At 51.2% G+C, this 23,236-nt stretch carries 10 protein-coding genes; 4 read left to right on the top strand and 6 right to left on the bottom strand.

The features are described 5' to 3' along the window. Positions 1-103: 103 nt before the first annotated feature. The 5 genes from HMPREF6485_RS10170 to HMPREF6485_RS10190 all read right to left on the bottom strand — a co-directional run bounded on the left by HMPREF6485_RS10170 (position 104) and on the right by HMPREF6485_RS10190 (position 10,808). A complete protein-coding gene (locus HMPREF6485_RS10170) occupies positions 104-3,769 on the bottom strand; it encodes a hypothetical protein (RefSeq protein ID WP_004346350.1) in 3,666 nt (1,221 codons plus the stop codon). A 30-nt stretch (positions 3,770-3,799) separates the two neighbouring features. Next, complete coding sequence (locus HMPREF6485_RS10175; protein WP_248622285.1) at positions 3,800-4,615, bottom strand: DUF6261 family protein; 816 nt, start codon at positions 4,613-4,615, stop codon at positions 3,800-3,802. A gap of 361 nt (positions 4,616-4,976) precedes the next feature. Then, positions 4,977-8,627 carry a hypothetical protein gene (locus HMPREF6485_RS10180; protein ID WP_004346352.1) on the bottom strand — a complete coding sequence of 1,217 codons (3,651 nt, stop codon included), beginning with the start codon at positions 8,625-8,627 and terminating at the stop codon, positions 4,977-4,979. 47 nt (positions 8,628-8,674) lie between these two features. Then, positions 8,675-9,022: a hypothetical protein gene (locus HMPREF6485_RS10185; protein ID WP_004346353.1), complete on the bottom strand. Its 348-nt coding sequence runs from the start codon at positions 9,020-9,022 to the stop codon at positions 8,675-8,677. Positions 9,023-9,068: 46 nt separating this feature from the next. Then, positions 9,069-10,808: a helix-turn-helix domain-containing protein gene (locus HMPREF6485_RS10190; protein WP_004346355.1), complete on the bottom strand. Its 1,740-nt coding sequence runs from the start codon at positions 10,806-10,808 to the stop codon at positions 9,069-9,071. A gap of 560 nt (positions 10,809-11,368) precedes the next feature. Here HMPREF6485_RS10190 and HMPREF6485_RS10195 point away from each other — a divergent pair. From HMPREF6485_RS10195 to HMPREF6485_RS10210, 4 genes are all read left to right on the top strand, one after another. After that, the gene (locus tag HMPREF6485_RS10195) at positions 11,369-12,397 is read left to right on the top strand and encodes a helix-turn-helix transcriptional regulator (RefSeq protein WP_044126054.1); all 1,029 of its coding nucleotides are present in this window, start codon (positions 11,369-11,371) and stop codon (positions 12,395-12,397) included. 185 nt (positions 12,398-12,582) lie between these two features. Beyond that, positions 12,583-13,986 carry a DUF4099 domain-containing protein gene (locus HMPREF6485_RS10200; protein WP_004346358.1) on the top strand — a complete coding sequence of 468 codons (1,404 nt, stop codon included), beginning with the start codon at positions 12,583-12,585 and terminating at the stop codon, positions 13,984-13,986. A 21-nt stretch (positions 13,987-14,007) separates the two neighbouring features. Further along, positions 14,008-16,074 (top strand): type IA DNA topoisomerase, encoded by a 2,067-nt coding sequence (gene topB / locus HMPREF6485_RS10205; RefSeq protein WP_004346359.1) that lies wholly within the window; start codon positions 14,008-14,010, stop codon positions 16,072-16,074. Positions 16,075-16,169: 95 nt separating this feature from the next. Continuing rightward, positions 16,170-22,403, top strand: a complete 6,234-nt coding sequence (locus HMPREF6485_RS10210; RefSeq protein WP_004346360.1) for a helicase-related protein — start codon at positions 16,170-16,172, stop codon at positions 22,401-22,403. Between the two features lie 60 nt (positions 22,404-22,463). On the opposite strand, the gene HMPREF6485_RS10215 is transcribed toward HMPREF6485_RS10210, so the two are convergent. Then, a partial coding sequence (locus tag HMPREF6485_RS10215; protein WP_004346361.1) for a nucleotidyl transferase AbiEii/AbiGii toxin family protein occupies positions 22,464-23,236 on the bottom strand: 773 nt, incomplete at its 5' end.

Raw genomic sequence — 23,236 nt, forward strand, 5'->3', positions numbered from 1 at the left:
AAATCATCGGGGGGAGCGCACCGCCCGTTTCCGTGGGATTCGGAACGTGATGAATCACGCCCCTGCGGCGTGCCGCACCCCCGATGAAGAGAGACTTCTTTTTTTATTTCACTACCACCTTGCGACCGTTGACGATATACACGCCGGTGGGAATCTGTCGGCGCACGCTGTCGTCGAGGCGGTCGGCCACGCGCTGTCCCTGGAGGTTGTACACCGCACCGTCTGCCGCACCGTCTGTCGCACCGTCTGTCGTGCCGTCTGTCGTGCCGTAGATGCCGGTGGTCTCGCCGTCGAAGACGATGGAGAGCCGCTTGGCACCCTCATGGCTGTTGTAGCTGATGTAGGCGCGGTAGGCAGGCACCGTGACGGAGGGGTTGTTGGACGTTACCTTGTGGAACAGGCCGTCGGCCTGCAGGATGTAGGCGTGATCGGAAGTGAGCCACCAGTTCACCACGTCATGCACCGCACCCTTGAAGTAGTAGTTGCCGGCAGATAGGACGATGCTGCTACGGTCGGCCTTCACCTGCAGGTTCTCTCCGCCGAGCTGTGGCGTGCCGTCAGCCACGAGCAGGTAGGGCCTGTAGGCTCCGAGCGTGCCGTTTACCTCCTTGAAGTGCACCGCGGTGCGGCTTTCCTGTCTGTCGGCAAGGGTGTAGGCCTTGAAACCTTGTACAGGCAGCTCGTAGGGTAGGCAGAGCGTGGCCTTGCCGGCGGCGAGGGTGCGGTCGTAGGTAGCCTTCGTGGCGGTGAAGTCGAGCCCGATGGGCAGCGACTGTCCGTCGGTGAGGCGGAAGTCGTCGCACGTCCAGCCGTTGTTCTCCTTGTTATAATACACATAGTTCGGCTTCGCCTTGTCGGTCTCGCGGTAAAGGCCCGGCCACTCGCCCAGCACCTGTGCCCAGTGGCAGCTATCGGTGCGGTCGCCCTGCAGCTTATAGGCCACTTCGCCGCTCGCGAGCTGCTTCTCGACTATCCGCTCGCCCTGTGCCTTGCCGCAGGGGTTGAGGTAGTAGCAGTTGTTGAGCGTGGGGTTCGGGGCGAAGGCGTAGCCGCCCTTGGAATTGTTCGTGCCGGTGTAGAGGCAGTTGTCGAAGGTGCAGGTGGCGTCGTCAGCTTGAGAACATACGAAGCCGCCCATGTTCTGCTTGCTGTTGTCGGTGGTGCCGTTGAGATCGCCGGACACGATGCAGTCTTTGAAGGTGATTTTGCCTTTGCTGTATGCCGAGAGCACCATTCCTGCGGCGCAGTAGGAGCTGTTCGTGTTGCCGTTAGTGATTTTCACATCGCTGACGCAGCCCGAGAAAGTGGTGTTGCCATCCGCATTCAAAGCAAATACGCCCATAGGAGCGTCGGTCGTCATCTGCCCCGTTACGCGCAGGTTCTTGATGGTGGCGTCTGTTACAAAGGGGAACAGCGCGAAGTAACCACCGCCGTAACCGTTCCAATCGATCGTGATGGTGTGCCCCTGTCCGTCGAAGGTGCCGGAATAGCTGGTGCTCTCGCTGCCTATTTTCAGGATGTCCGTGCCGAGGTTAAGGTCGGCGGTAAGTTTGGCGTTGAGGTTTCTCTCCCCGGATCTTACGAGGTCGCCGAACTTCTTCCAGTCTTCTTTCGTGGCGATTTCGCACATGTTGTTTACGATGACATCTACTGCCACGGTGCGGTCGGCATAAATGGGATATTCGGCATAGAAACCATCGGCGAAGACGAGCTTGTAGGTGTTGGCGGTGTTGTATGCCACGCCCAGGATTTCCTGCGGGGTGGGCAGGGTGCCGACATTGCCGCCTCGGTTGGCGTAGCGCGACGCGACCTCCTTGCCGTTGTAGGTGAACTTCACCTCGTACACCCGCTTCGCAGCCTCGGCGGTGAGCTGTGGCTCGTTGTCGGTGCCGAGCTTCTGTCCCCAGACGGTTTCCTCGCGCGTGCCCTGCAACTTATGAGCCACATAGCCGTTCTTGAGTTGCTCCTTGGTGACCGGCTCGCCCTGTACCTTGCCGCAGGTGTTGAGGTAGTAGCAGTTGTTGAGGGTGGTGGTGGCGCCGGAGGTATTGGTTGGGGCGAAGGTGTAACAATTGTTGTTGCTGTTGTCCGCGTTGTTCGTGCCGGCGTAGAGGCAGCGGGTCAGCGTGCAGGTGCCGTTCTGGCTATATACAAATCCGCCCATGCCTTTCTGCCCTTTCTCGGTGGTGGCGTCGATACTGCCCTTGACGAGGCAGTCGTTGATGGTAACGCGGGCACTGGGGAATATATAGGAAATCAAGCCTCCAGCCCCGCATCTGTCGCTGGTATAGCTGCTCGTGATGTTCACCGCGCTGACGCAGTTCGCGACGGTGTTGCTGCCGCCATAGGCTTCGTCAATCAGTCCCGACAGGTAGTAACCGTCCGACCGGATGGAGCCTTCGGTGCGCAGGTTCTTGATGGTGGCGCCATTCACTCTCCCGAAGGGGGCGATGTTGTTGACCGAGCCGGCATCCCAGTTGACGGTGAGCACGTGGTTCTGTCCGTCGAACGTGCCGGCATAGGGCTTGTTGGCAGTTCCCACCTTCGCGATGTCGGTGCCGAGGTCGACGTCGGCGGTCATCTTGGCGTTGAGGGTGGTCTGTCCGCCGTTCACGAGGGCGCAGAACTCCTTCCAGTCGGCGGCCGTGGCGATGTCGAAGGTGCCAGTCACGGTTACGTCCACGCTCTTGTCTTCCGTTACGGGCGTGGTGGCGGTGAAGTTGCCGAAGTTGAGCGTGTAAGTCATCTTAGGGTTGTAGCCCGTGCCGAGGAGTTCCTCTGCTGTGGGCAGCTCGACGGTCTTTCCGCTGTTGGCATAGCGCGTTGCCTTCACCTCGCCGTTGTAGGTGAACTTCACCTCGTACACCCGCTTCGTGGCGTCGGTGGTGGGCAGCGGCTCAAGGTCCGTGCCGAGCGTCTGTCCCCAGACGTTGTCGGTGCGGTCGCCCTGCAACAGCTTGGCCATTTCGCCGCTCTTCAGTCGCTCGGCGGTTACCTGTTCGCCCTGCACTTTGCCGCAGGTGTTGAGGTAGTAGCAGTCGGTGAAGGTGGCGCCGTAGCCGTCCTTGCCGAAGGTTTTGCTGTATCCGTTGTTGGTGGCGTTGTTCTTGCCGACGTAGAGGCAGCGAGTCAGCGTGTAGGTGCCACTATTAGAAAAGACAAAGCCGGCCATCGCTCTATAGTCTTCATCCGCATTGTCGGTGATGCTGCCTTTGACGAGGCAGTCGGTGATGGTAACCGAGGCACCGTCGGCTACAGCTTGAACCATGCCCGCCGCTTTGGAATCATTCCAACCACCGCCCCCCCCCGTGATGTCTACGTCGCTGATGCAGCCCGTGAGGGTGGTGGTGCCAAAGGCTGCATAAACCATTCCGGACAAGCTGTAACCCTTCGACGTGATCTTCCCTTGGGTGCGCAGGTTCTTGATCGTGGCGTTCTCCACATAATAGAAGGGGGCGATTTGGTTATCTTCGCCCGCATTCCAGTTGAACGAGAGCGTATGTCCCTGTCCGTCGAACGTGCCGGAGTACGGGTAGCTCACAGAGCCCAGCATCACGATCTCCCCGCCGAGGTCCACGTCCTGCGTCAGCTTGGCGTTGAGGAAGGGCTCGCCGTTGTCGTTCACGCGCTGGCAGAACGTTTTCCAGTCGGCAGCCGAGGAGATGCTCACTACTTCCATGCCATTGTTGCCCTGCGCCCACGTCGGCATCGTCAGCACGAGGGCAAGCAAGAAGAGGCTGAGCCTCTCGATTAAATTTTTTGTTTTCATTTTGCTTATTATTTTGGTAAAAGTTTTGTTTTATGAATTCTCGTCCGCTGCCGTAAGCGTGTCGGCCGTGCGGGCGGTCGTCGTGTTGTCGCCGCCGTACTTCTCGGGTCGGTCGTCGTCCTTTTTCTTGCCGCGCGTCATCACCTGCTCCTTGTAGCGCTTGATGTTGGCGTTGAGGTAGTTGATGAGCGGCGTGAGGCTCTTCTCGGTGCCCACCACGGCCATGGCGTTGATCAGGCGCACGGTGTCCAGATAGGCCTCGTCGCTTGCCAAGCGTGCCTTGCGCAGCGCGCCGGCTATCTGCTGCGAGCGATCGTCGGTGCGGGTGGCGAGCAGTTCTTCCACCGTGTCGTTGGCTGCCCTGAGGGCGTCGACGTAGGGTTTCAGACCGAGCAGCTGCACCTGTGGAGCCAACTTGTAGTCGAGGTCGGCCACGAGGTTCATCATCCGCGAGGTTTCGCGTTCGAGCTGCATATCGGGGTCGATGTTGTAGTCCTTGAGGTGCTGCCACAGGTCGGCGGCCGCCTCGGCCATTTTCGCCACGGGCATGCGCAGCATTCCCTTCACGGCGGTGCGGTAGCCTCGGAAAATGGAATCGCGCTCGCGGTCCTTGGCGGCAATCTGTTCGGTGTATTGGCTTTTCTTGGAGAGGATGAGGCGTTCGTCTTCCTCCTTCACGGCTTCCTTGAGGGCTTTCACGGCGGTTTGTATTCTCGCCACGGTTTTTGCCCCCTCGTCTTCTTCTATCACTTTCTCCACGTCCTTCATATAGATGAAGTGAGCGTCGTTGGTCAGGCTGTGCAAGTCAATGGTGCCAACCTGAGCCACTTTGCTTTCGTTTGCCATAATAAATTCTTTTTTTTTGATTAAATGATTAAAAATGATTTCTTGTTTTTTGTCCCCTCGTTTGCCTTGACGTTTGCCGAGCTTCGGAAAGTCTGCCGTCGTTTGTCGGGACGCTTGCCGAGCTTCGACATTTAACATCCATTATACCTTGACGTTTTCCGAACCTCGGCATTTAACATCCGTTATGCCTTGACGTTTTCCGAACCTCGGCATTTAACATCCGTTACGTCTTGACGTTTGCCGAACCTCGACAAGGCTGTCGGCGTTTGTCGTTTTCACCTTAATTATATATATAGGGTTGCGGGGTATCGGGGGAGCACACCGCCTGTGGGCGAGCGCCCCCCCGATAAGAAGAGAGACATTATTTCACAACAACCTTGCGGCCGCCGACGATGTAGACGCCTGCGGGCAGCCGGTGGCGTGCGTCGTCGAGGCGGTCTGCCACGCGGCGACCTTGCAGGTCATACACCGGACCGTTCTTTCCGTCGGTCGCCTCGTTCGTCGTGCTGCCGATGCCGGTGGTCTCGCCGTCGAGGACGACAGAGAGCTGCTTGGCACCTGACGCCTGCGGTGGACAGATGATGTAGGCACGGTAGGCAGGAATGGTGGCGGCGGAATTGGCCGTCGTTACTTTGTGGAACTTGCCATCGTCCTGCAGAATGTAGGCGTTGGCAGCGGCAGCGGTGGCGTTGCTCACGCCGGCTACCGTACCCGTGAATTTGTAACCTGCGGCGGGGGTCGTCATCTTGTCGGCCTTGTAGGCTTTCACCTCGATGTTTCTGCCGCCGAGCTGTGGCATACCGTTAGCCGTGATGTAATACGGCGTGTATGCCGTGAGCTTGTCGTCCACTTCCTTGAAATGGACTTCGTTTTTGTTGCCGCCCGAGAGGGTGTAGGCCTTGAAGCCCTGAGCAGACAAGTCGTAAGGCAAACACAGCGTGGCATTCTGCGTGCCATTGAATTTGCGCTCGTAGGTAACGTTGGCGGCGGTGAAGTCGAGCCCGATGGGCAACGGCTGTCCGTCGGTGAGGCGGAAGTCGTCGCACACCCAGCCTTTCTTTGCCGCGTCGTAATACACGTAGTTCGCCTTGCTCTTGTCGGCTGCGTTGTAGAAGTCGGGCATTTCACCCAACTGCTGTGCCCAGTAGCATTTGTCGGTGCGGCCGGCTTGCAACTTCTTTGTCACCTCACCGCTCTTGAGCTGCTCCTTGGTTATCTGTGTGCCCTGCACCTTGTTGCAGGCGTTGAGGTAGTAGCAGTTGGTAATGGTGGTGCTGGAGAAAGAGTTCGTGCAGAAGGTGTAGCCCCTGGAGCAGTTGTTCTCGCCGGCGTAGAGGCAGTTGTTCAGGGTGCAGGTGCCATACTGATTATTTACAAATCCGGCCATATATCTCTTGCCTTTCTCCGTCGTGGCGGTGAACTTGCCCTTGACGACGCAGTCGGTGATGGTAACCTTGGCATTGTCTCTTACACATTCAATTATGCCCGCCGCGTCGCATCCGCCATCGTTATAGCTGCTCGTGATGTTCACCGCGCTGACGCAGCCCGAGATGGTGGTGTTGCCATAGGCTTCGCGAACTAATCCTGACAAGAAGTTCAAGCTTGACTTAATCTCTCCTTCGGTGCGCAGGTTCTTGATGGTGGCGCCGTCCACAGTCTTGAAGGGGGCTAACCAGCCTGATGTGTCATTCCAGTTGATTTTCAGCGTATGTCCCTGTCCGTCGAACGTGCCGGCGTAATGATTGCCCACCTGCCAAATGTCGGAGCCGAGGTTGACGTCCTGTGTCAGCTTGGCGTCGACGGCGTTCTGTCCGCTGTTGTTCACGATGTTGCAGAACTCCTTCCAGTTGTCTGCCGAGGCTATTTCGTAGCAGTCCTTTTCGGTGAGGTTGATGCGCACCTGCTTGTCGGATGTTACGGTGGTGGAGCCGTTGAAGCCGTCCTCAAAGGCGATTCCGGAGTAATAATGGTGCTCGTTGTAGCTGCTGCCCAAGAGGTCTTTTGCGGTAAAGGTGGGCATGGAGCCGTAGATGGTCTTGCCGCTGTTGGCATAGCGCGTGGCTTTTACCTGGCTGTTGTAGGTGAAGCTGACCTGATATACTTTCTCTGCCCCTTTAGTGAAAGTGATGAGCTGCGGCTCGCCGTGCGTCTTGAGCGTCTGTCCCCATACTTGGCTGCCTTTGCCCTTTTGCAACTTATAGGCCACCTCGCCGCTCTTGAGCTGCTCCTCGGTTATTTTCGTGCCCTGCGCCGTGCCGCAGGTGTTGAGGTAGTAGCAGTTCGTAATGGTGGTGCCGGAGAAAGAGTTCGTGCAGAAGGTGTAGCCGCTGGAGCTGTTGTTCTCGCCGGCGTAGAGGCAGTTGGTAAAGGTGCAGGAGCCATACTGGTTATATACAAATCCCGATATTCCCCTCCGACCATTCTCCGTCGTGGCGTGGAACTTGCCCTTGACGACACAGTCGATGATGGTAACATTGGCATTTTGTCTTACGCATTCAATCATGCCCGCCACATCGCATCCGCTACCGTTATAGGTGCTCGTGATGTTCACCGCGCTGATGCAGCCCGAGATGGTGGTGGTGCCAAAGGCTTCGTAAATCAATCCTGACAAAAAGTAGGTGCTCGAATTGATCACTCCCTCGGTGCGCAGGTTCTTGATAGTGGCGCCGTCCACAGTTTGGAAAGGAGCTATCCATTTTCTATCGCCGCTATTCCAGTTAATCTTCAGTGTATGTCCGTTGCCGTCGAACGTGCCGGAATAGCGTTTGCCATAGCCCAGCATCGCGATGTCGGTGCCGAGGTTGACATCGGCTTCGAGTTTGGCGTTGAGATTAGTCCTTCCCTTTTCGTTGACGAGTTTGCAGAACACCTTCCATTCGTTGGCGTCCTTGATGAGTATCGTGCCGTTTTGGTCCGTGCGCATCACGATGATGGTATGCGAGAGGGAGGCCGCCTCGTAGTAGTTGCTCTGATCCTGTTTGATGGTGATGGTCACCTCGCCTGCCGTGCCGCCGAACTTGAGATAAGGCTTATCGTAGCGGAGGACGGCGTTGTTGCTGCTGGTAACGCTGAAGGACTCATCGTTATAATCAAAATTCTCGCCGCTCTTTGTTTTGCTATTATTGAGATAGTCACGTATGCTGTAAGAGGTATTGTTGAAAAGCACGTCGGGCAGGCCTTCTGAGGTAAAGGTTACGCGGTCGCGTTTCATCGTGACCGTCGTTTTGCACTGCGCTTTGGCACAGTTCTCACTGGCACTGCAAGTGGCGGTGAGCACTACCGTCCCGGGGCGCTTGAACTTTAGGAGTCCGTTCGCGTTGACAGTAGCAATATCGTTGTTGTTCAGCTTGTACCCGACAGAGCCGCTGTGATCATCGTAGTTGGCTTGGGGATGAAATATTGGCATGTAGTACATATCGTACCTGTCCTTCTTGAACCTCACCTTGGGTGCCCTGACATAACCCACGATGATGTCGCGCACCTTGAACTGGTCCCAATCGCGCCTGTTGTGGGTCCGGATCTCTACGCTTTGTGCCGAGGCATCGTACTGGTAGACGACGATGTTGTTGTCGTCGTCATTGAGATTATTCTCATTGTGTCCTTTTATCCCCGAATTCGACACGGCTTCCTTCTCGAAGTAATATTTATAGCCCCCTGTAACGCTGCTGATGCGCTTGATGCCATCTTTGTCGCGATAGCTCTTTCCACCCTCCGTGTCGCGCAGGATAATCCAGCGGATGGCATAGCCGTCGTCGGCCTTTACGGTGATGCGAGAGCCCTTTGCGGGCTGGTAGATGGCACTGTTGCCCGAGCTGCCTGAAGTAGTGCAACTACTGAATGTGATTTCCACCTTCCCCTTTCGGAGTGTTGTTACTGTCTGGTGCTTGCCTAAGTCGCGTGATCGGAAAATCTCGTAGCCCTCACGACCATAATTTGTCGCCAATGCCGGCAGGGCCAGCACGAGGACGGAGAGGAAGAGGCAGAGCCTCTGAATGATGTTTTTTGTTTTCATATAAATTGAAATTAAAATTCTTTTGGTTATTTTTTTGGAGGGGGTAGTTACTGCGTTTTCCGGAAGACTTCCTTGTATATTTCTGTCTGTTCCCGATTACGTCGTACAAGATGGTTGATCGTATCTTTGGAAAGGGAATCCAAAAGATGCTTATGCGCCAAGCCGTCAAACGGTTCTTCAAACGGACGGAGATAAGACAGCTTTTCCTTTCGCGTGGAGATTTCGGTGAACTTTTTATCCATATCGAGTGAAAAGCCGATGATGAATTCTCCGGTTTTATTTTTTAAAATATATACCCAACAGTTCTTTTTCATGTTTGCTGTTTGTTGATTCTGTTGCAAAATTATTCTACGAAGACCAACAGGGCGTTTCATATTTGCAAAAACTTGTATCATATTTGTAATTCACTAAGAATTGACGATTTATAAATGTCCGGAACACCTATGCCCTCTCTTCGGATGAGCCCTTTTGCGTTTTCTTTTTTTCTTTGGAAACGGCTTTGTATTCTGAAGGCGACATCCCGAAGAAAGCCCGAAAACAACGGTTAAATGTGGCTCGGGAATTGAATCCTGACCTATATTCCACCTCGTTGATGTTCAAGTCGGGATTGTTGGTGAGCAGCGAAACCGCGTGCCGCAGCCGGTAGCCGTTGATAAATTCGTTGACCGTGGCTCCATCGGCATACTTGCGCACGGCATTGGTGATATAGACGGCATTTGTTCCAATCCGCTTTGAGAGAATGTCGCGGTTCAACTCCGTGTCTTTATAGACTTTCTCTTTCTGCATCAGCTCGCACAACTGGCGATAGATTTTTCCTTCACGGTCGAGTTCTTCCTCGGGAACAAGCCTTGCCGCGGTCTCCATGTCGCTTTCCGCCTTGCGGTATAATAGAATAGAGTCGTACAAAGCCCTGTTTTTGCGGCGCAAGCGGCGGGTGTAGATAATGTAAAGTACGACGGTGGCAAGCAGCAATGCCACGATGATGAGTGAGAGATAGAGCCGTGTTGTGATGACCTCGTTCCGGAGTGTGAGCTTGTCAACCTCGAAAATGGTGCGCAGTTCGTCGAGCTGCTTGGCAAGCTCAGTGTTGCGCAGTTTGTCTTTGTGTGGGATGACAAGGCTGTACAATTCTGCGGCTTCCTTGTATCGTCCGGCCTGCATGTAGAGGTCGGCTTGCTGCATCTGCACGGTGAGCAGGCTGACGGAGTCGCCGGCGGCAGTCATGATGCCCATGTTCTCGTTGTTGCAGGCAATCGCCCGGTCGTACTGTTTTGTGGCTGCATAGTAGCGGGCTTTCACTTGCAGAAGCTTGAATCGGGCAACGGCTTTGCGTTCCTCGGCATATTTATCGGCGAGCTGCAGCAATTCCTTGGCGCGGTCGTAATGGCCTGTTTCCAATTCAGCGACGGCAGTTGCCAGCGTGCAGTAGAGATAGCGTCCGTTGAGCGAGGGTGTGTAGCCTTTTCGCAGGGCTTCGCTCTTGTATTTGTCGATGACCGCTTTCCATTCCGTGCATTTCGCTCTTAGCTTTTCATATTTCCGCAGCCCGTCGAGCGTTTCGCCCAAGACGTTGTAGGCAGAGAGCAATTGTGAGATTTCATCAACCTTGGAAAGTGCGACAATGCTCTCCTCGATGGTCTTCTCGGCTTCGCGGAAGCGTCCCATTGTCTGATAGATGCATGCCATGCCGTAGGTGGAAGTGCCTAATCCATAGTTGCTCCTTCTTTTTCGCGCGTCGGCATACATCTTTTGCGCTTCAAACAAAGCAGTCTGCACCTTGTCTTCGTAGAGATAACTCTCAATCAGCACGTTCCACGCATTGTAGTAATAATCCCATGTGCCGTTCTTTTTCATAGCACTGAGGACTTCAGGCAAATAGTAGCTGATGCTGTCGGTCATCTCGTAGTTGTAATAGCAATACAACTGGGTGACGCGCGCCCGGGCTTCCGCCTCCTTGTCTTTTTGGCGTAAGGATTCGGCAAGATATTCACGGATGCAGCGTAATTCATAGCCCATATTATCTTCGGCGGCTGCCAATCGGCAAAGATTATTGTAGGCCCGCAAAAGTTTTTCTCCTTTGAGGTGCTTCATCTCTTTGCGGATGGAGTCTGCCGGAGTGGCGGCATACATTTCTCCTGTGGAGAGTGTAATGACAAACAGTAATGTGATAAAATGTTTCATTTATAGTATATTTCCAGTATATGTTCAGTTTCTCAGATTCATGGACGCAATTGGCTTCTCGTCCTTTTCATCTAAAGTATATCCCTCCGGATTGTAGCAACGACAGCCCTGTTTGAAGTGTTTCTCACCTCTGCCGGTACCACTGGTACCAGGACAAAGAGATTGGTGCAGAGCCTAATCCTCTGATTGATACCTGTTGTTTTTCATTTGCCATAATTTTATTCTCTTTATGAATAACTCTTTTTGCTGATTATGAATTAAATATATTTCTACGTTCTCATTTTCTCATTTCGCATTCCTTTCTGCTGAATTTCGTATGTCTAATGGTGCTCTTCTGAGCAATTCCACAAGAAAAATCTTTGCGAGAGCAGCAAAAGATGATGCAAAAATAACATAAAGCGAATTATTATTTTAAGGATTTATAGCAGAAAGAGTATTTTAAAGGTATTTCCACCCCTTAAAAGCCTTAATATCCCCTTAAAAACACTTAATAAAAAGTTTGGGAAAGAGAAAATAAAAACGTATCTTTGCGGTCGTTATAAAAAGTAAAAATGGCAACAATGATCATCCATTCTCTCACAGAAAAGGTATCGGCATTCCTACGGTCGCGCACTACAAACACCATCGAGCGGCACCGCGTCATCGTGTATTTGCTCCACTCTGTACTCGTTGTTTCCGTCATCTCCTTGCAGTTCATGAGGCTGGGTGGCTCGCACGACTGGCTGCCGCTTTCCATGAGCGGCATACACCTTGCGGCATGCCTTCTTTCGCTGTTGCTCTACCTCACGCAGTGGCTGACACTTTCCAAGGCTTTTTCACTCACGGTGCTCGTGGCGCAGTGTACCATCGCCGTGCGCTTCTTTTATTTCGCCACCGTACGTCCCGACCATTTTCTGCAGCTCATCCTCATCAATCAGGTAACGTCGCTGCTGGCCGTCTTCTTCCTTGTGTTGAGCTTTGTCCGGCTCACCCCCTTTATCGTCTCTGCTATCAGTGTGGTTAGCTACGGTTGTGTGGCAGCCTATCTTCAAGAGCCTTCGCTTTGGCGCCTGTTCGGTTTCTTCCTCTTCGTGCAGTTTTTCCTCTGTGCGCTGGGCGAACTGCTGCGACACAATGTGATGAGCGTGTCGAAGGAAAATACTGACCTACATCACCGTGAGACGACACTCATGCACGCCGTCAAGCTGAACAGACAGGAGATAGAGGCCTATCTGCGCATGAGCGGCAACGACCACCCGTCGCCCGAGGACACAGACCGCTTGTTTTCCTTGCTCAAGCCGAAATCGCAACGCAACCTTATCAACGCCGTGCGCCTGCATCTGAAAAAACACTTGATGGATGACTGCGATCTGGGGCACCACTTTCCCTGTCTGACTAAATCAGAAACGGATGTGTGCCGCCTCATTCTCGCAGGAAAGAAGCGGAGCGAAATCGGCCTGTTGCTTGACAAAACCGAAAACAACGTTGACGTGACGCGTAACCATATCCGTAAGAAACTAAATGTGCCCACAGGCCAAGACTTGCAGAAATTTCTCATCAATTTGTTGATGGAAAAAGAATATTCGAAAAAGGAGGAAATAAATAAATAAGTTCCTCTACCGGAAACGTTCATATTTATTTATAACATGCCATTATCCGCTTTCCATACAGATTCGGATGATGGCTTCTTGTTTTTTCCCTGTATTTCCCGCTTTTCCCAAAAGTTTTTCAATCTCTTCATATACCTATAATTTAGCTGCTTGATAACAGTATTCATCATTAAAATTATCAAGCAATGGAATCAAACAGCAATGACAACTATGTACTGGTCTTGGAAGACCGCACGGAAGTGAAGAACGAGCAGGAAGCGGGCAAACTTTCTGTTGTATCGGGTATTGATGACAAGGGCAAACTCCAAACAACGGAAGCCAAAGATGTGCATCAGGCAGCCTTCTTGAAGTTCAACAACAAAGACGGCTTGCTGAAGAACTTCATGACCAATTTCCTCAAGCAGTTTAATAACCCGACTCACTTCGGATTATACAAGGTATTGGCAGACAATGTGGAACAGGGCGTGGACAACCTGCGTACCATGCTGCAAAACCGCGAGAAGCTCGAAAGCAAGCAGCAGCTGGCAGAGATTGGAGTGTCCTTTGATGATTATCTGCCGCAAAAGAAGAATACCACTGCCATCGACCACGAGAAAGTGGACTGGAAGATGCTCGACAGTCTTGGACTGTCCCGTGAGAGATTGGAACAGAGTGGAGAATTAGAGAAAATGCTTAACTGGCAGAAGAGTAATCTCATCACAATTGCTGTTCCTATCGGCGACACCACCATCTACACTGAAGCACGCCTTGCGTTCCGTACGGACGATAACGGCAATATCGGTTTGGCAATTCATCCTCTGAGAAAAGAGCCACAGCTTGACTTTCCCTATATGGGCTACAAGTTCTCTCCCGAAGAAAAAGAACAGCTCCTTGCTACGGGTAATCTTGGCAAGACCATTGAGGTAACCCCAAAGAACGGAGGGCCTTTTGCTGCCTACGTTTCTATTGACCCGCAAACGAATGAAATCATAGCCCTGCGTGCCGACCGTGTGAACATCCCTAAGGAGATCAAGGGCGTAACGCTCTCTGATGCCCAGTACAAAGAACTTGTGGAAGGCAAAGCCGTGAAGGTGGAAGGCATGACTGCCAAGAGTGGTAAGTCCTTTGATGCCACGCTTCAGGTCAATGCCGAGAAGAAAGGCATTGAGTTTATCTTTGACAATAACCGTGGATTTAAGGAACGCCAGAAGCAGACACAGCAGCAAGGCGTACCACATAAGCTCTGCGGCTTGGAGCTGTCAGATAAACAGCGTGAAGCCTTGGATAGCGGTCGTACACTATATCTAAAGAATATGGTGGACAAACAGGGACAATCATTCAACGCCTATGTCCGCATGGACAAGGAGCAGAACCGCCCACGTTTTTACAAGTGGAATCCTGACAAGAAGCAGGAAACCGGCAAGGAAAAGGTGGTTGCCGTAGCCGAAGAACACAAAACGCAGGTAGCCGTGAACAACCACGGCAAGACGAATGAAGCTACCAAGAATGTGAAAGAGCCCTTGAAGACGGGACAGACACAGCCTACTGCCGAGCAGAAGCAAAAGCAGGACGAAAACAAACAAAAGAAGTCCCGTGGACGTAAGATATAACCCTTAATTCTATTATCGACTATGACAACTTGTATTATTGCCGAGAAACCCTCGGTAGCCAGAGACATTGCCCGCATTGTCGGAGCAAACAGCAGACAGGACGGATATATGGAGGGTAACGGGTATCTCGTTACTTGGGCAATGGGACACCTCATCGCCCTTGCCATGCCCGAAACCTACGGTTTTTCTGCCTACAAAGCTGAAGATCTACCCATCCGTCCCAATCCTTTTCAGTTAGTGGTACGACAAGTACGTAAGGACAAGGAGTATATATCCGATCCAGCAGCACTAAAACAGCTCAAGGTGATACGATCCTGTTTTGATAAGGCAGACCGCATCATCGTCGCCACCGATGCAGGCAGGGAGGGTGAACTGATATTCAGATGGATTTATGCACATCTAGGTTGCCGAAAGCCTTTCTACCGCCTTTGGATTTCCTCGCTCACGGACAAAGCTATCCGTGAGGGCATGGCAAATCTCAAGTCAGGGAACCATTACGACAGTCTCTATTATTCCGCCAAGGCAAGAAGCGAAGCCGACTGGCTCGTGGGAATCAATGCGAGCCGTGCCCTTTCCATTGCCCGCAGGGGAGGCTATTCGTTGGGACGGGTACAGACTCCAACCCTCGCTATGGTCTGCCGTCGATACATAGAGAACCGTGATTTTTCTTCCGTGCCTTATTGGAAACTCTCCGCCCTGATGGAGAAAGAGGGCGTGTCGCTGAAAGCCATTGGCATTACCGACTATGAGAGTGAAGCATCGGCACAGACTGCCCTCGCTACGCTTCGCAGTCAGAGCCGGCTTAAAGTTGAATCGGTCGCAAGAAAGGTAACGCATACATCGCCACCACTCTTGTACGACCTTACTGCCTTGCAGAAGGAAGCCAACAGACGCCACGGCTTTTCAGCAGACAAGACCCTCTCAATTGCTCAGAGCCTCTATGAGAAGAAAATCACGACCTATCCCCGCACAGGCAGCCGATACATCAGCGAGGACGTCTTTGAGGAAGTACCCGCCCTGCTCCACAAGATAGGTAAGCCCCTATCCAATCCGCTTAACCGCCACTCGGTGGACAACGCTAAGATAACCGACCACCACGCTATTATCCCCACGGGAGAAACACCTTCCGGCTTATTGACGGATGAAGCAATCCTATATAATATGGTGGTAACCCGTTTTATCGAAGCCTTTTCGCCTGACTCCGAGGAAGAACGTATGCAGGTGCTGTTCACGGACGGCACCAACACCTTTACTTGGAAAGCATGCCGACAAATCTCCTTGGGCTGGAAAGCCGTGCAGAAAGAAGTCAAATCAGATGACGAGGAAGAGTTACTTGCCACATTGCCCAATTTAACAGAGGGTGAACTCCTACCACTTCTCAATGCCGAGATTACCGAACACAAGACCAAATCGAAACCGCTCTATACCGAAGCCACCCTGCTCTCCGCTATGGAGAACGCAGGCAAGGAAGTGGAGGATGCAGAAAGCAAGAAGGCAATGACGGAATGCGGTATTGGCACACCTGCTACAAGAGCCAATATCATCGAAACGCTCATCCTCCGTGATTATATCCGCAGGGACAGGAAATCCATCATCCCGACAGAGAAAGGCTTGGCGGTCTATGAGATTGTCAAGGACAAGAAGATTGCCAATGCGGAGATGACAGGTAGCTGGGAACTGGCTCTTGCCGCTATCGAGGCAGGTCAGATGCCGGCAGAGAAGTTTGCGAAAGGCATTAACTCATACGTTGGCACCATCTGCGAAGAGCTCCTTGCCCTTTCCCCACAGGTACAAAAGTCCTATCCCACCTACCGCTGTCCCAAGTGCGGACAGCAGAGTGTGGGTATTTATGCTAAGGTAGCAAAATGTCGGAACGAGGGTTGCGACTTCCACGTCTTCCGTGAGATCTGTGGCACGCTGCTTACAGAGGACAATATCCAGGACTTGATAACCACAGGACGAACACCCGTCCTCAATGGCTTGACCAGCAAGGCCGGTAAGAAGTTCAACGCCCGTCTGGTGCTGAATGAAGAATATACCACATCCTTTGTATTTGAAAATAAGAAAGGAAAACAACGAGGGAGATAATCCCGACAGACACGGAGAGTAACAGATAAGGTCGGGAGGTAATATATTTTTATCTCCCGACTTTTTTCCTCCTCCTTAATTAAAAAGAAAACACTATGGCATACAATAAGAAAGCAGTCTTGGCAGCCAATACGGAAGCAATCCGTGTCGTGCTGCGCTTGGAGAAAGAACGCCGTGAAGCCACCGAAGCAGAGAAAGGCATATTGCGCGGCTATCAGGGCTTCGGTGGCTTGAAATGCGTGCTTAATCGCACGGACACCCCCGACGACATACGCTATTGGAGCAAGTCTGAGCAGAATCTCTTTGAACCTACCCAACAGCTCAAGCAGATGATTTATCGTGAAGCCTTAGATGCCAATACCGCCAAGCGGTATTGGGAGGGCATCAAGGCAAGTGTACTGACCTCCTTCTATACCGATACCCGTATCGTCACCGCCATTGCCGATGCTCTCACTTCTGTAAATGTACCCATACGTCGATGTTTGGATCCTTCGGCTGGCATGGGTGCCTTTGCCGAAACCTTTGCAAGGCAGGCTGGAATTGTGGACGCAATGGAGAAGGACTTGCTCACGGCACGAATCAGCCAAGCCATGCACCCCTATGGCAAAGGTAACATTTTCGTCCGGAATGAGCCTTTTGAAGCCATTGGAGAGCTGGAAGACAAGGACAAGTATGATCTTGTAACAAGTAACATTCCTTTCGGTGATTTCATGGTCTATGACCGAGAGTACAGTAGAGGTAAGGATACACTAAAGCGCGAGTCCACACGTGCCATCCACAATTACTTCTTCGTGAAAGGTCTGGACTGCATCAAGGAAGGTGGCTTACTGGCATTTATCACCTCACAAGGCGTTTTGGACAGTCCCCGCAATGAAGCCATACGCCGTTACCTCATGCAGAACAGCCGGCTTATCTCTGCCCTCCGCCTGCCGTCGGGTCTGTTTTCAGAGAACGCTGGAACGGAAGTGGGCAGCGACCTCATTGTCCTGCAAAAACAATCGGGAAAGATAATTTCCGAGGGCATCGAGCAGCAATTTATAGAATCCGTATCCGCTCCCATAGCCGAAGGTTCTTCTGTCGTATTCAAGCACAATTCGCTCTTTGACGGTGAATGGAAGGATATAGCCCACCGAACCATTGCCACGGAACGCACGATGGGCAGGGACCCATACGGCAAACCTGCATGGGAGTATCACTTTGATGGTAGCATTGAAGATCTGGCGGAGAGTATCAGGACACAACTCTCCTTGGAAGTTGAGCAACGTTTTGACCGAAAGCTCTATGAAACTGGCATACCGATGACGGAAGAGGAACGACAGAAAGAAGCGGAGAAACAACTGCAGAAGTTGGGTATAACGGTTGATTTGCCCAACGAGGAGCCAAAAACGGACAAGGAGGCGGATAACGCCTATAATCTCATGCCCGACAGCATCAGGAAACAATTGCCTAAACTTTACAGCACGGAAAAGAAACTCATAGGCGACAAGGTTGCCTATGCACGCTATTTCTTCCCGATGGGAGCATACACAGCCTACCTTCTGGAATATGACCCTAAGAGCCGCATTGGCTTCGGTGCTGTCACGATGGGTTACGGCTGGGAGCTTGGTAATATGTCCCTCGATGAAATGGAAGGCGTGAAAGTAAGAGGACTGGGCATTGAACGCGACTTGTATTTCTCTCCTAAGAAATTGCACGAGATAGCCGAACTGGAAGAAATCGTAAGGGGACAATATACTAAAGAAAAAGTGGTGGCAGAGGAAATCAAGGAAGAAGTGGTAACAAAGACAGAAACAGAGAATAAGGTTAAGGAGACTGTGACCATTGCTTCTGAGAACGATACGCAGATAATGGAAGATACCGTTCCTGGCGGAGAGACAATTCCATTACAGCCGTCATCATCAGAATCTGCCCCACAACAATTAGTATCAGAACAGCCTTCCATAACTGTTGAACCTGCTCCCGAAGGCGTACCCGCCTTGACACTTCATCATCAATACGAGCAGGAACAACAAGAAATCCGTACGGATATTGAAGCCCCAAGAGAGATGAATGGGCAGACAATATTCTTTGACGACGATCATCATCCGGTGATGGACAATAATATGGAAGACATCGGACAACCGGAGCAGCTGTCACTGTTTGCCCCTGAGGAATACAGCCTTTGGACAAGAGAGGTCAGCCGTGTGAACAATGAAATCAAGGATAATTCAGGAACTTCACAGGCGCATCGTCCTATAACTCAAACTGCTCCCCAAAAATCATCGGACAGCAAGATACAAAAGTCAGTAGCTGTTCCCCGACGGCGTACCCGTGGCAGCAGGAAGGCAGTTTCTTCCTCTCCACGTGAGCCGTCACTCTTTGACTTCATGAACGAAGCCGAGGAGCGCAAGCCGCAGCCGATAGCGGAAGTCAGAAAGGAGTTTGACGCTTCCCCGCGCCCTTTTCTCTCTTCGCCTGACTCTCACTTAAGAGACGGCTCCATTGTCGTGCAGAAAGGTCAGGTGGGGTTTCTTTCTGACCTAAAGCGACATCCAACCTTTAACCCGATGGACTTGCCTTATTCACAACTCTCACGGCTCAAGGCATATATCGACATCAGGGATAGTTATCACAGATTGTATGACTATGAAGCAAACAATCATGCAGAGGACAGGGAGGAACGCGAGAAACTCAACCGCCTTTACGATGGCTATGTGGGACGGTGGGGCTTCTTCAACCAAAAGGCGAACACCGACATCATCAAGATGGATGCTACAGGCGTGGAAATGCTGTTCTTGGAACGTTCTGAAAACGGCAAATATATCAAGGCGGACATCTTCGACCATCCGACGGCATTTGCCATCACGGAACTGACCGTTGCCGCAGACCCGATGGAGGCACTGGGTGCATCGCTCAACAAATACGGCACGGTGGAACTTGACTACATGAGTTCGCTTTTACCTGATATGGAGGAAAACGACATTATTTCTTCCTTGGAAGGTCGTATCTACTTTAATCCTGAAACAAATGCTTACGAGGTAGCGGACAAGTTCATTTCGGGCAATGTAATAGAGAAGGCGGAGCGTATCGAGTCATGGCTCTTGGACCATCCCGACCACGAAGAGGCAAAACAGAGCCTTGCTGCCTTGCGTGCAGCCACGCCAACACCCATTCCCTTTGCAGACCTTGACTTCAATCTCGGTGAACGCTGGATACCTGCTAAAGTCTATGGCAGGTTCGCTTCGGAGTTCTTCGGGACGGACATTGGCGTGTCCTATCATTCCAACATGGACGAGTACAGCATTGTATGTGACCATAAGAATGCCAATATCTGGCACAAGTATGCCGTACAGGGTGAGTTCCGCCGCTATGACGGTATCAATCTCTTAAAGCATGCCCTACACAATACCATTCCCGACATCAACAAGAGCAAGGAGGTGACGGACAAGGTTACGGGAGAGACCAAGACCATCAAAGTAAGGGACGGACATGCCATCCAGATGGCAAATGCCAAGATTGAGGAAATCAGACAGGGCTTTGTCGATTGGCTCGGACGGACACCTGACACGTTCAAGCAGCAGTTATCCGACCGTTACAACCGCCTTTTCAACTGTTTTGTGCGACCTAATTTTGACGGCACGCACCAGACGTTTCCCGACCTTGACCTCAGACGATTGGGTATTGCAGACCTCTACAAGAGTCAGAAGGATGCCGTGTGGATGCTCAAAACCAACGGTGGCGGCATCTGTGACCACGAGGTGGGTGCGGGAAAGACACTCATCATGTGTACGGCTGCCTACGAGATGAAGCGATTGGGACTCTCAAACAAGCCGATGATTATCGGACTAAAGGCAAACGTATTCGACATTGCCGATACCTTTAGGAAAGCTTATCCTAATGCTAAGGTACTCTATCCCGGGAAAAACGATTTTAATAAGCAGAACCGCCAGCGTATTTTCAACGACATCAAGAACAATGATTGGGACTGCATCATCCTCACGCACGAGCAGTTCGGAATGATACCGCAAGCATTGGAGATACAGAAAGCGATTATGCAAAAGGAACTGGACTCTGTGGAAGAAAATCTCGAAGTGTTGCGACAACAAGGAAGAGACATCTCCCGTGGTATGCTCAAAGGCTTGGAGAAGCGCAAGCAGACACTTGAAGCCAAGTTACAGAACATACAGGATAGCATCGCTGAGCGTAAGGACGATGCTGTAGACTTCAAGATGATGGGTATCGACCACCTTTTTGTCGATGAAAGCCACCAATTCAAGAACCTGATGTTCAACACACGCCACGACCGTGTGTCGGGCTTGGGCAATCCCGATGGCTCACAACGTGCCTTAAACATGCTCTTTGCTATTCGTACCATACAAGAACGGTCCGGCAAGGATTTGGGAGCCACTTTTCTTTCGGGAACTACTATTTCCAATAGCCTGACAGAGTTGTATCTTCTGTTCAAGTATCTTCGTCCGCAGGCTTTGGAAAAGCAGGGTATCAACAGTTTTGATGCTTGGGCAGCCGTCTTTGCCAAGAAATCTACTGACTACGAGTTCTCCATCACCAATGAGATTATCCAGAAGGAACGTTACCGTACCTTTATCAAGGTACCGGAGCTTGCCTCGTTCTATGCGGAGATTTGCGACTTCCGTACGGCAAAGGACATCGGCATCGACAGACCGGAGAAGAATGAGATACTGCATAACATACCACCGACACCCGAGCAGGAAGTTTTTATCGGCAAGCTGATGGAGTTTGCCAAGAGTGGCGATGCCACAATCTTGGGACGAGCACCACTGAGTGAGAGCGAGGAAAGGGCAAAAATGCTCATCGCAACAGACTACGCCAGAAAGATGAGCCTTGATTTACGCATGATTGATGAAAATGCGTACTCAGATCATATTGACAACAAGGCAAGCCACTGCGCCAAGCTGCTCAATGACTATTACCAAAAGTACGATGCACAGAAAGGTACGCAGTTCGTTTTCTCTGATTTAGGTACTTACAAGCCTGGCGAATGGAACGTCTATTCGGAAATCAAGCGTAAGTTGGTGGAGGACTATCATATTCCGTCCTACGAGATACGCTTCATTCAGGAATGCAAGAACGAGAAAGCAAAGAAAGCAATGGTCGATGCCATGAACCGTGGCGACATCCGCATTATCTTCGGTTCTACCTCTATGTTGGGAACTGGAGTCAATGCCCAGCAACGGGCTGTTGCGGTCCATCAACTCGATACACCGTGGCGACCGTCAGACCTTGAGCAACGCAACGGGCGAGCCGTGCGTAAGGGAAACCTTATCGCTAAGGAGTTTGCGGACAATAAGGTCGATGTGATTATCTATGCTGTCGAGCGGTCGTTGGACAGCTACAAGTTCAACCTGCTGCACAACAAGCAACTGTTCATCAACCAGCTGAAGACAAACACGCTTGGCAGTCGCACCATTGATGAGGGATCGATGGACGAGGACAGCGGTATGAACTTTTCCGAGTATGTAGCAGTACTTTCAGGCAATACCGACCTTTTGGAGAAAGCAAGACTTGACAAGAAAATCACTACCTTGGAATCAGAGCGCAAGAACTTCCTCCGCGAGCGTGATGCGGCAACGGGTAAGTTAGCGGAAATAGAGAGTTCCGTATCTTTCCATTCGGACAAGATTAAGGAGGCTAAGGCGGACTTGGCTTGCTTTGGGCAGCGTGTGGAACGTAATGCAGAGGGCGAAGCCATTAATAAACTCAAGATTAAAGGTGTGGAGGATAATACGGACATCAAAGTTATTGCTGCACGCCTGCAGGAGATCGACGAGAAAGCACGCACCAAGGGGGAATACAACAAAATCGGTGAGATTTATGGCTTTTCTATTATGGTTAAGACGGAGAGCAGTGCCAAGGATTTGTTTGATTGTTCCATCAATCGCTTCTTTGTCAAGGGGCAGGAGAGCATTTACTACACCTACAATAATGGTAAGTTGGCATCTGATCCGAAACTCGCCTGCCAGAACTTCGTTAATGCCTTGGAGCGTATTCCCAAGGTGATAGAGTCGCATGAAAAAGAAATGGCAAAGGTTGTGGCCAACAAGGACGTTTACACCAACATCGCTAATAGTTCTTGGAAGAAAGAGGATGAACTCCGTGCACTCAAAGGGGAGGCTGCCGAACTGGACAGACGGATTGCGCTTACGCTTGCACCGCCGGAGGAGGAAAAAGATGAAACGGAAGAAAAGGAGCAAGAAGAGAATTTACCCAACAATAATTATTCTGTCGAAATGAAAAATGAGAACAATCCTGTCCAAGATAAAGAAGAGGATAGCCGTTTACAGAGTTTCAGACCCAAGTGGAGACACTAAACACATGTCGAGGGGCTAAATAAAAGTCAGACATTCAATATGGATGTCTGACTTTTATCACTATACCTGTAAATAACCTTTTAGCTTATCTATTCCCTCTTTGTGCTTATCGGGAGCCTGTTTCTTGAGTTTGCCTATATTCAGCAATTTCCATTGTACGGATGGATATTGGCTTAAATCCCCTGCGCAACATTTCTCCCACTGTGGTGTTCCATCCTCAAAGGAAACGAGGAATTCCTTATCTGTATTTGTAAGGCTGTCATTTACCTTTTTAATGATGGATTCGCGAGCCTGCTCATAGTCTGTATAGGTAAATGGAATATCTGACATTCCCTTGAATTGGTTTTCAAGTGCCTCCTCTTGGTTTATGCTATTAGGAGACAGAGATTCTACGATAGGCTTGTCGCTTCCCAATAAGCATAAGATGAGCCCGTCTTTTACATCTTCAAGTGTTTGGTCTTTCATGTATTTGCAGTCAAACATGTCACGTGGGTGCTGGCGGCTGAGGGCAGCTGTAATCTTCCCTCCATACAATTGAGAATAAGGAACTATGCGTGCCTTACAGTTGGCTTGAAACTCTTCCTTCGCTCTCGGACAGAGTTCCATGATTTCAACCTCTCCAAGTATGCCCCGTTTAGTACCATTTACCTCTATTTTCACCGTGGCGCCATCATACGTGCATTGCAATTTCCATACTTTGGATTTATGTATCACATGTATTCCGGGAATGGCACGTTCTATACTTGTTTTCAGCTCTCCGAGATATTGATTTATCTTTTCCAAACTTTCCGTGCGTGGCTCTATCGGAATATAGGTAAGGTCAATATCAACCG

The sequence above is a fragment of the Segatella buccae ATCC 33574 genome (assembly GCF_000184945.1).
Lineage (GTDB): Bacteria > Bacteroidota > Bacteroidia > Bacteroidales > Bacteroidaceae > Prevotella > Prevotella buccae.

Coding starts and splice junctions, on each gene's coding strand:
- HMPREF6485_RS10175 (WP_248622285.1), bottom strand. CDS start 4,615: ATGGCAAACGAAAGCAAAGTGGCTCAGGTTGGCACCATTGACTTGCAC.
- HMPREF6485_RS10170 (WP_004346350.1), bottom strand. CDS start 3,769: ATGAAAACAAAAAATTTAATCGAGAGGCTCAGCCTCTTCTTGCTTGCC.
- HMPREF6485_RS10200 (WP_004346358.1), top strand. CDS start 12,583: ATGGAATCAAACAGCAATGACAACTATGTACTGGTCTTGGAAGACCGC.
- HMPREF6485_RS10190 (WP_004346355.1), bottom strand. CDS start 10,808: ATGAAACATTTTATCACATTACTGTTTGTCATTACACTCTCCACAGGA.
- HMPREF6485_RS10185 (WP_004346353.1), bottom strand. CDS start 9,022: ATGATACAAGTTTTTGCAAATATGAAACGCCCTGTTGGTCTTCGTAGA.
- topB (WP_004346359.1), top strand. CDS start 14,008: ATGACAACTTGTATTATTGCCGAGAAACCCTCGGTAGCCAGAGACATT.
- HMPREF6485_RS10180 (WP_004346352.1), bottom strand. CDS start 8,627: ATGAAAACAAAAAACATCATTCAGAGGCTCTGCCTCTTCCTCTCCGTC.
- HMPREF6485_RS10195 (WP_044126054.1), top strand. CDS start 11,369: ATGATCATCCATTCTCTCACAGAAAAGGTATCGGCATTCCTACGGTCG.
- HMPREF6485_RS10210 (WP_004346360.1), top strand. CDS start 16,170: ATGGCATACAATAAGAAAGCAGTCTTGGCAGCCAATACGGAAGCAATC.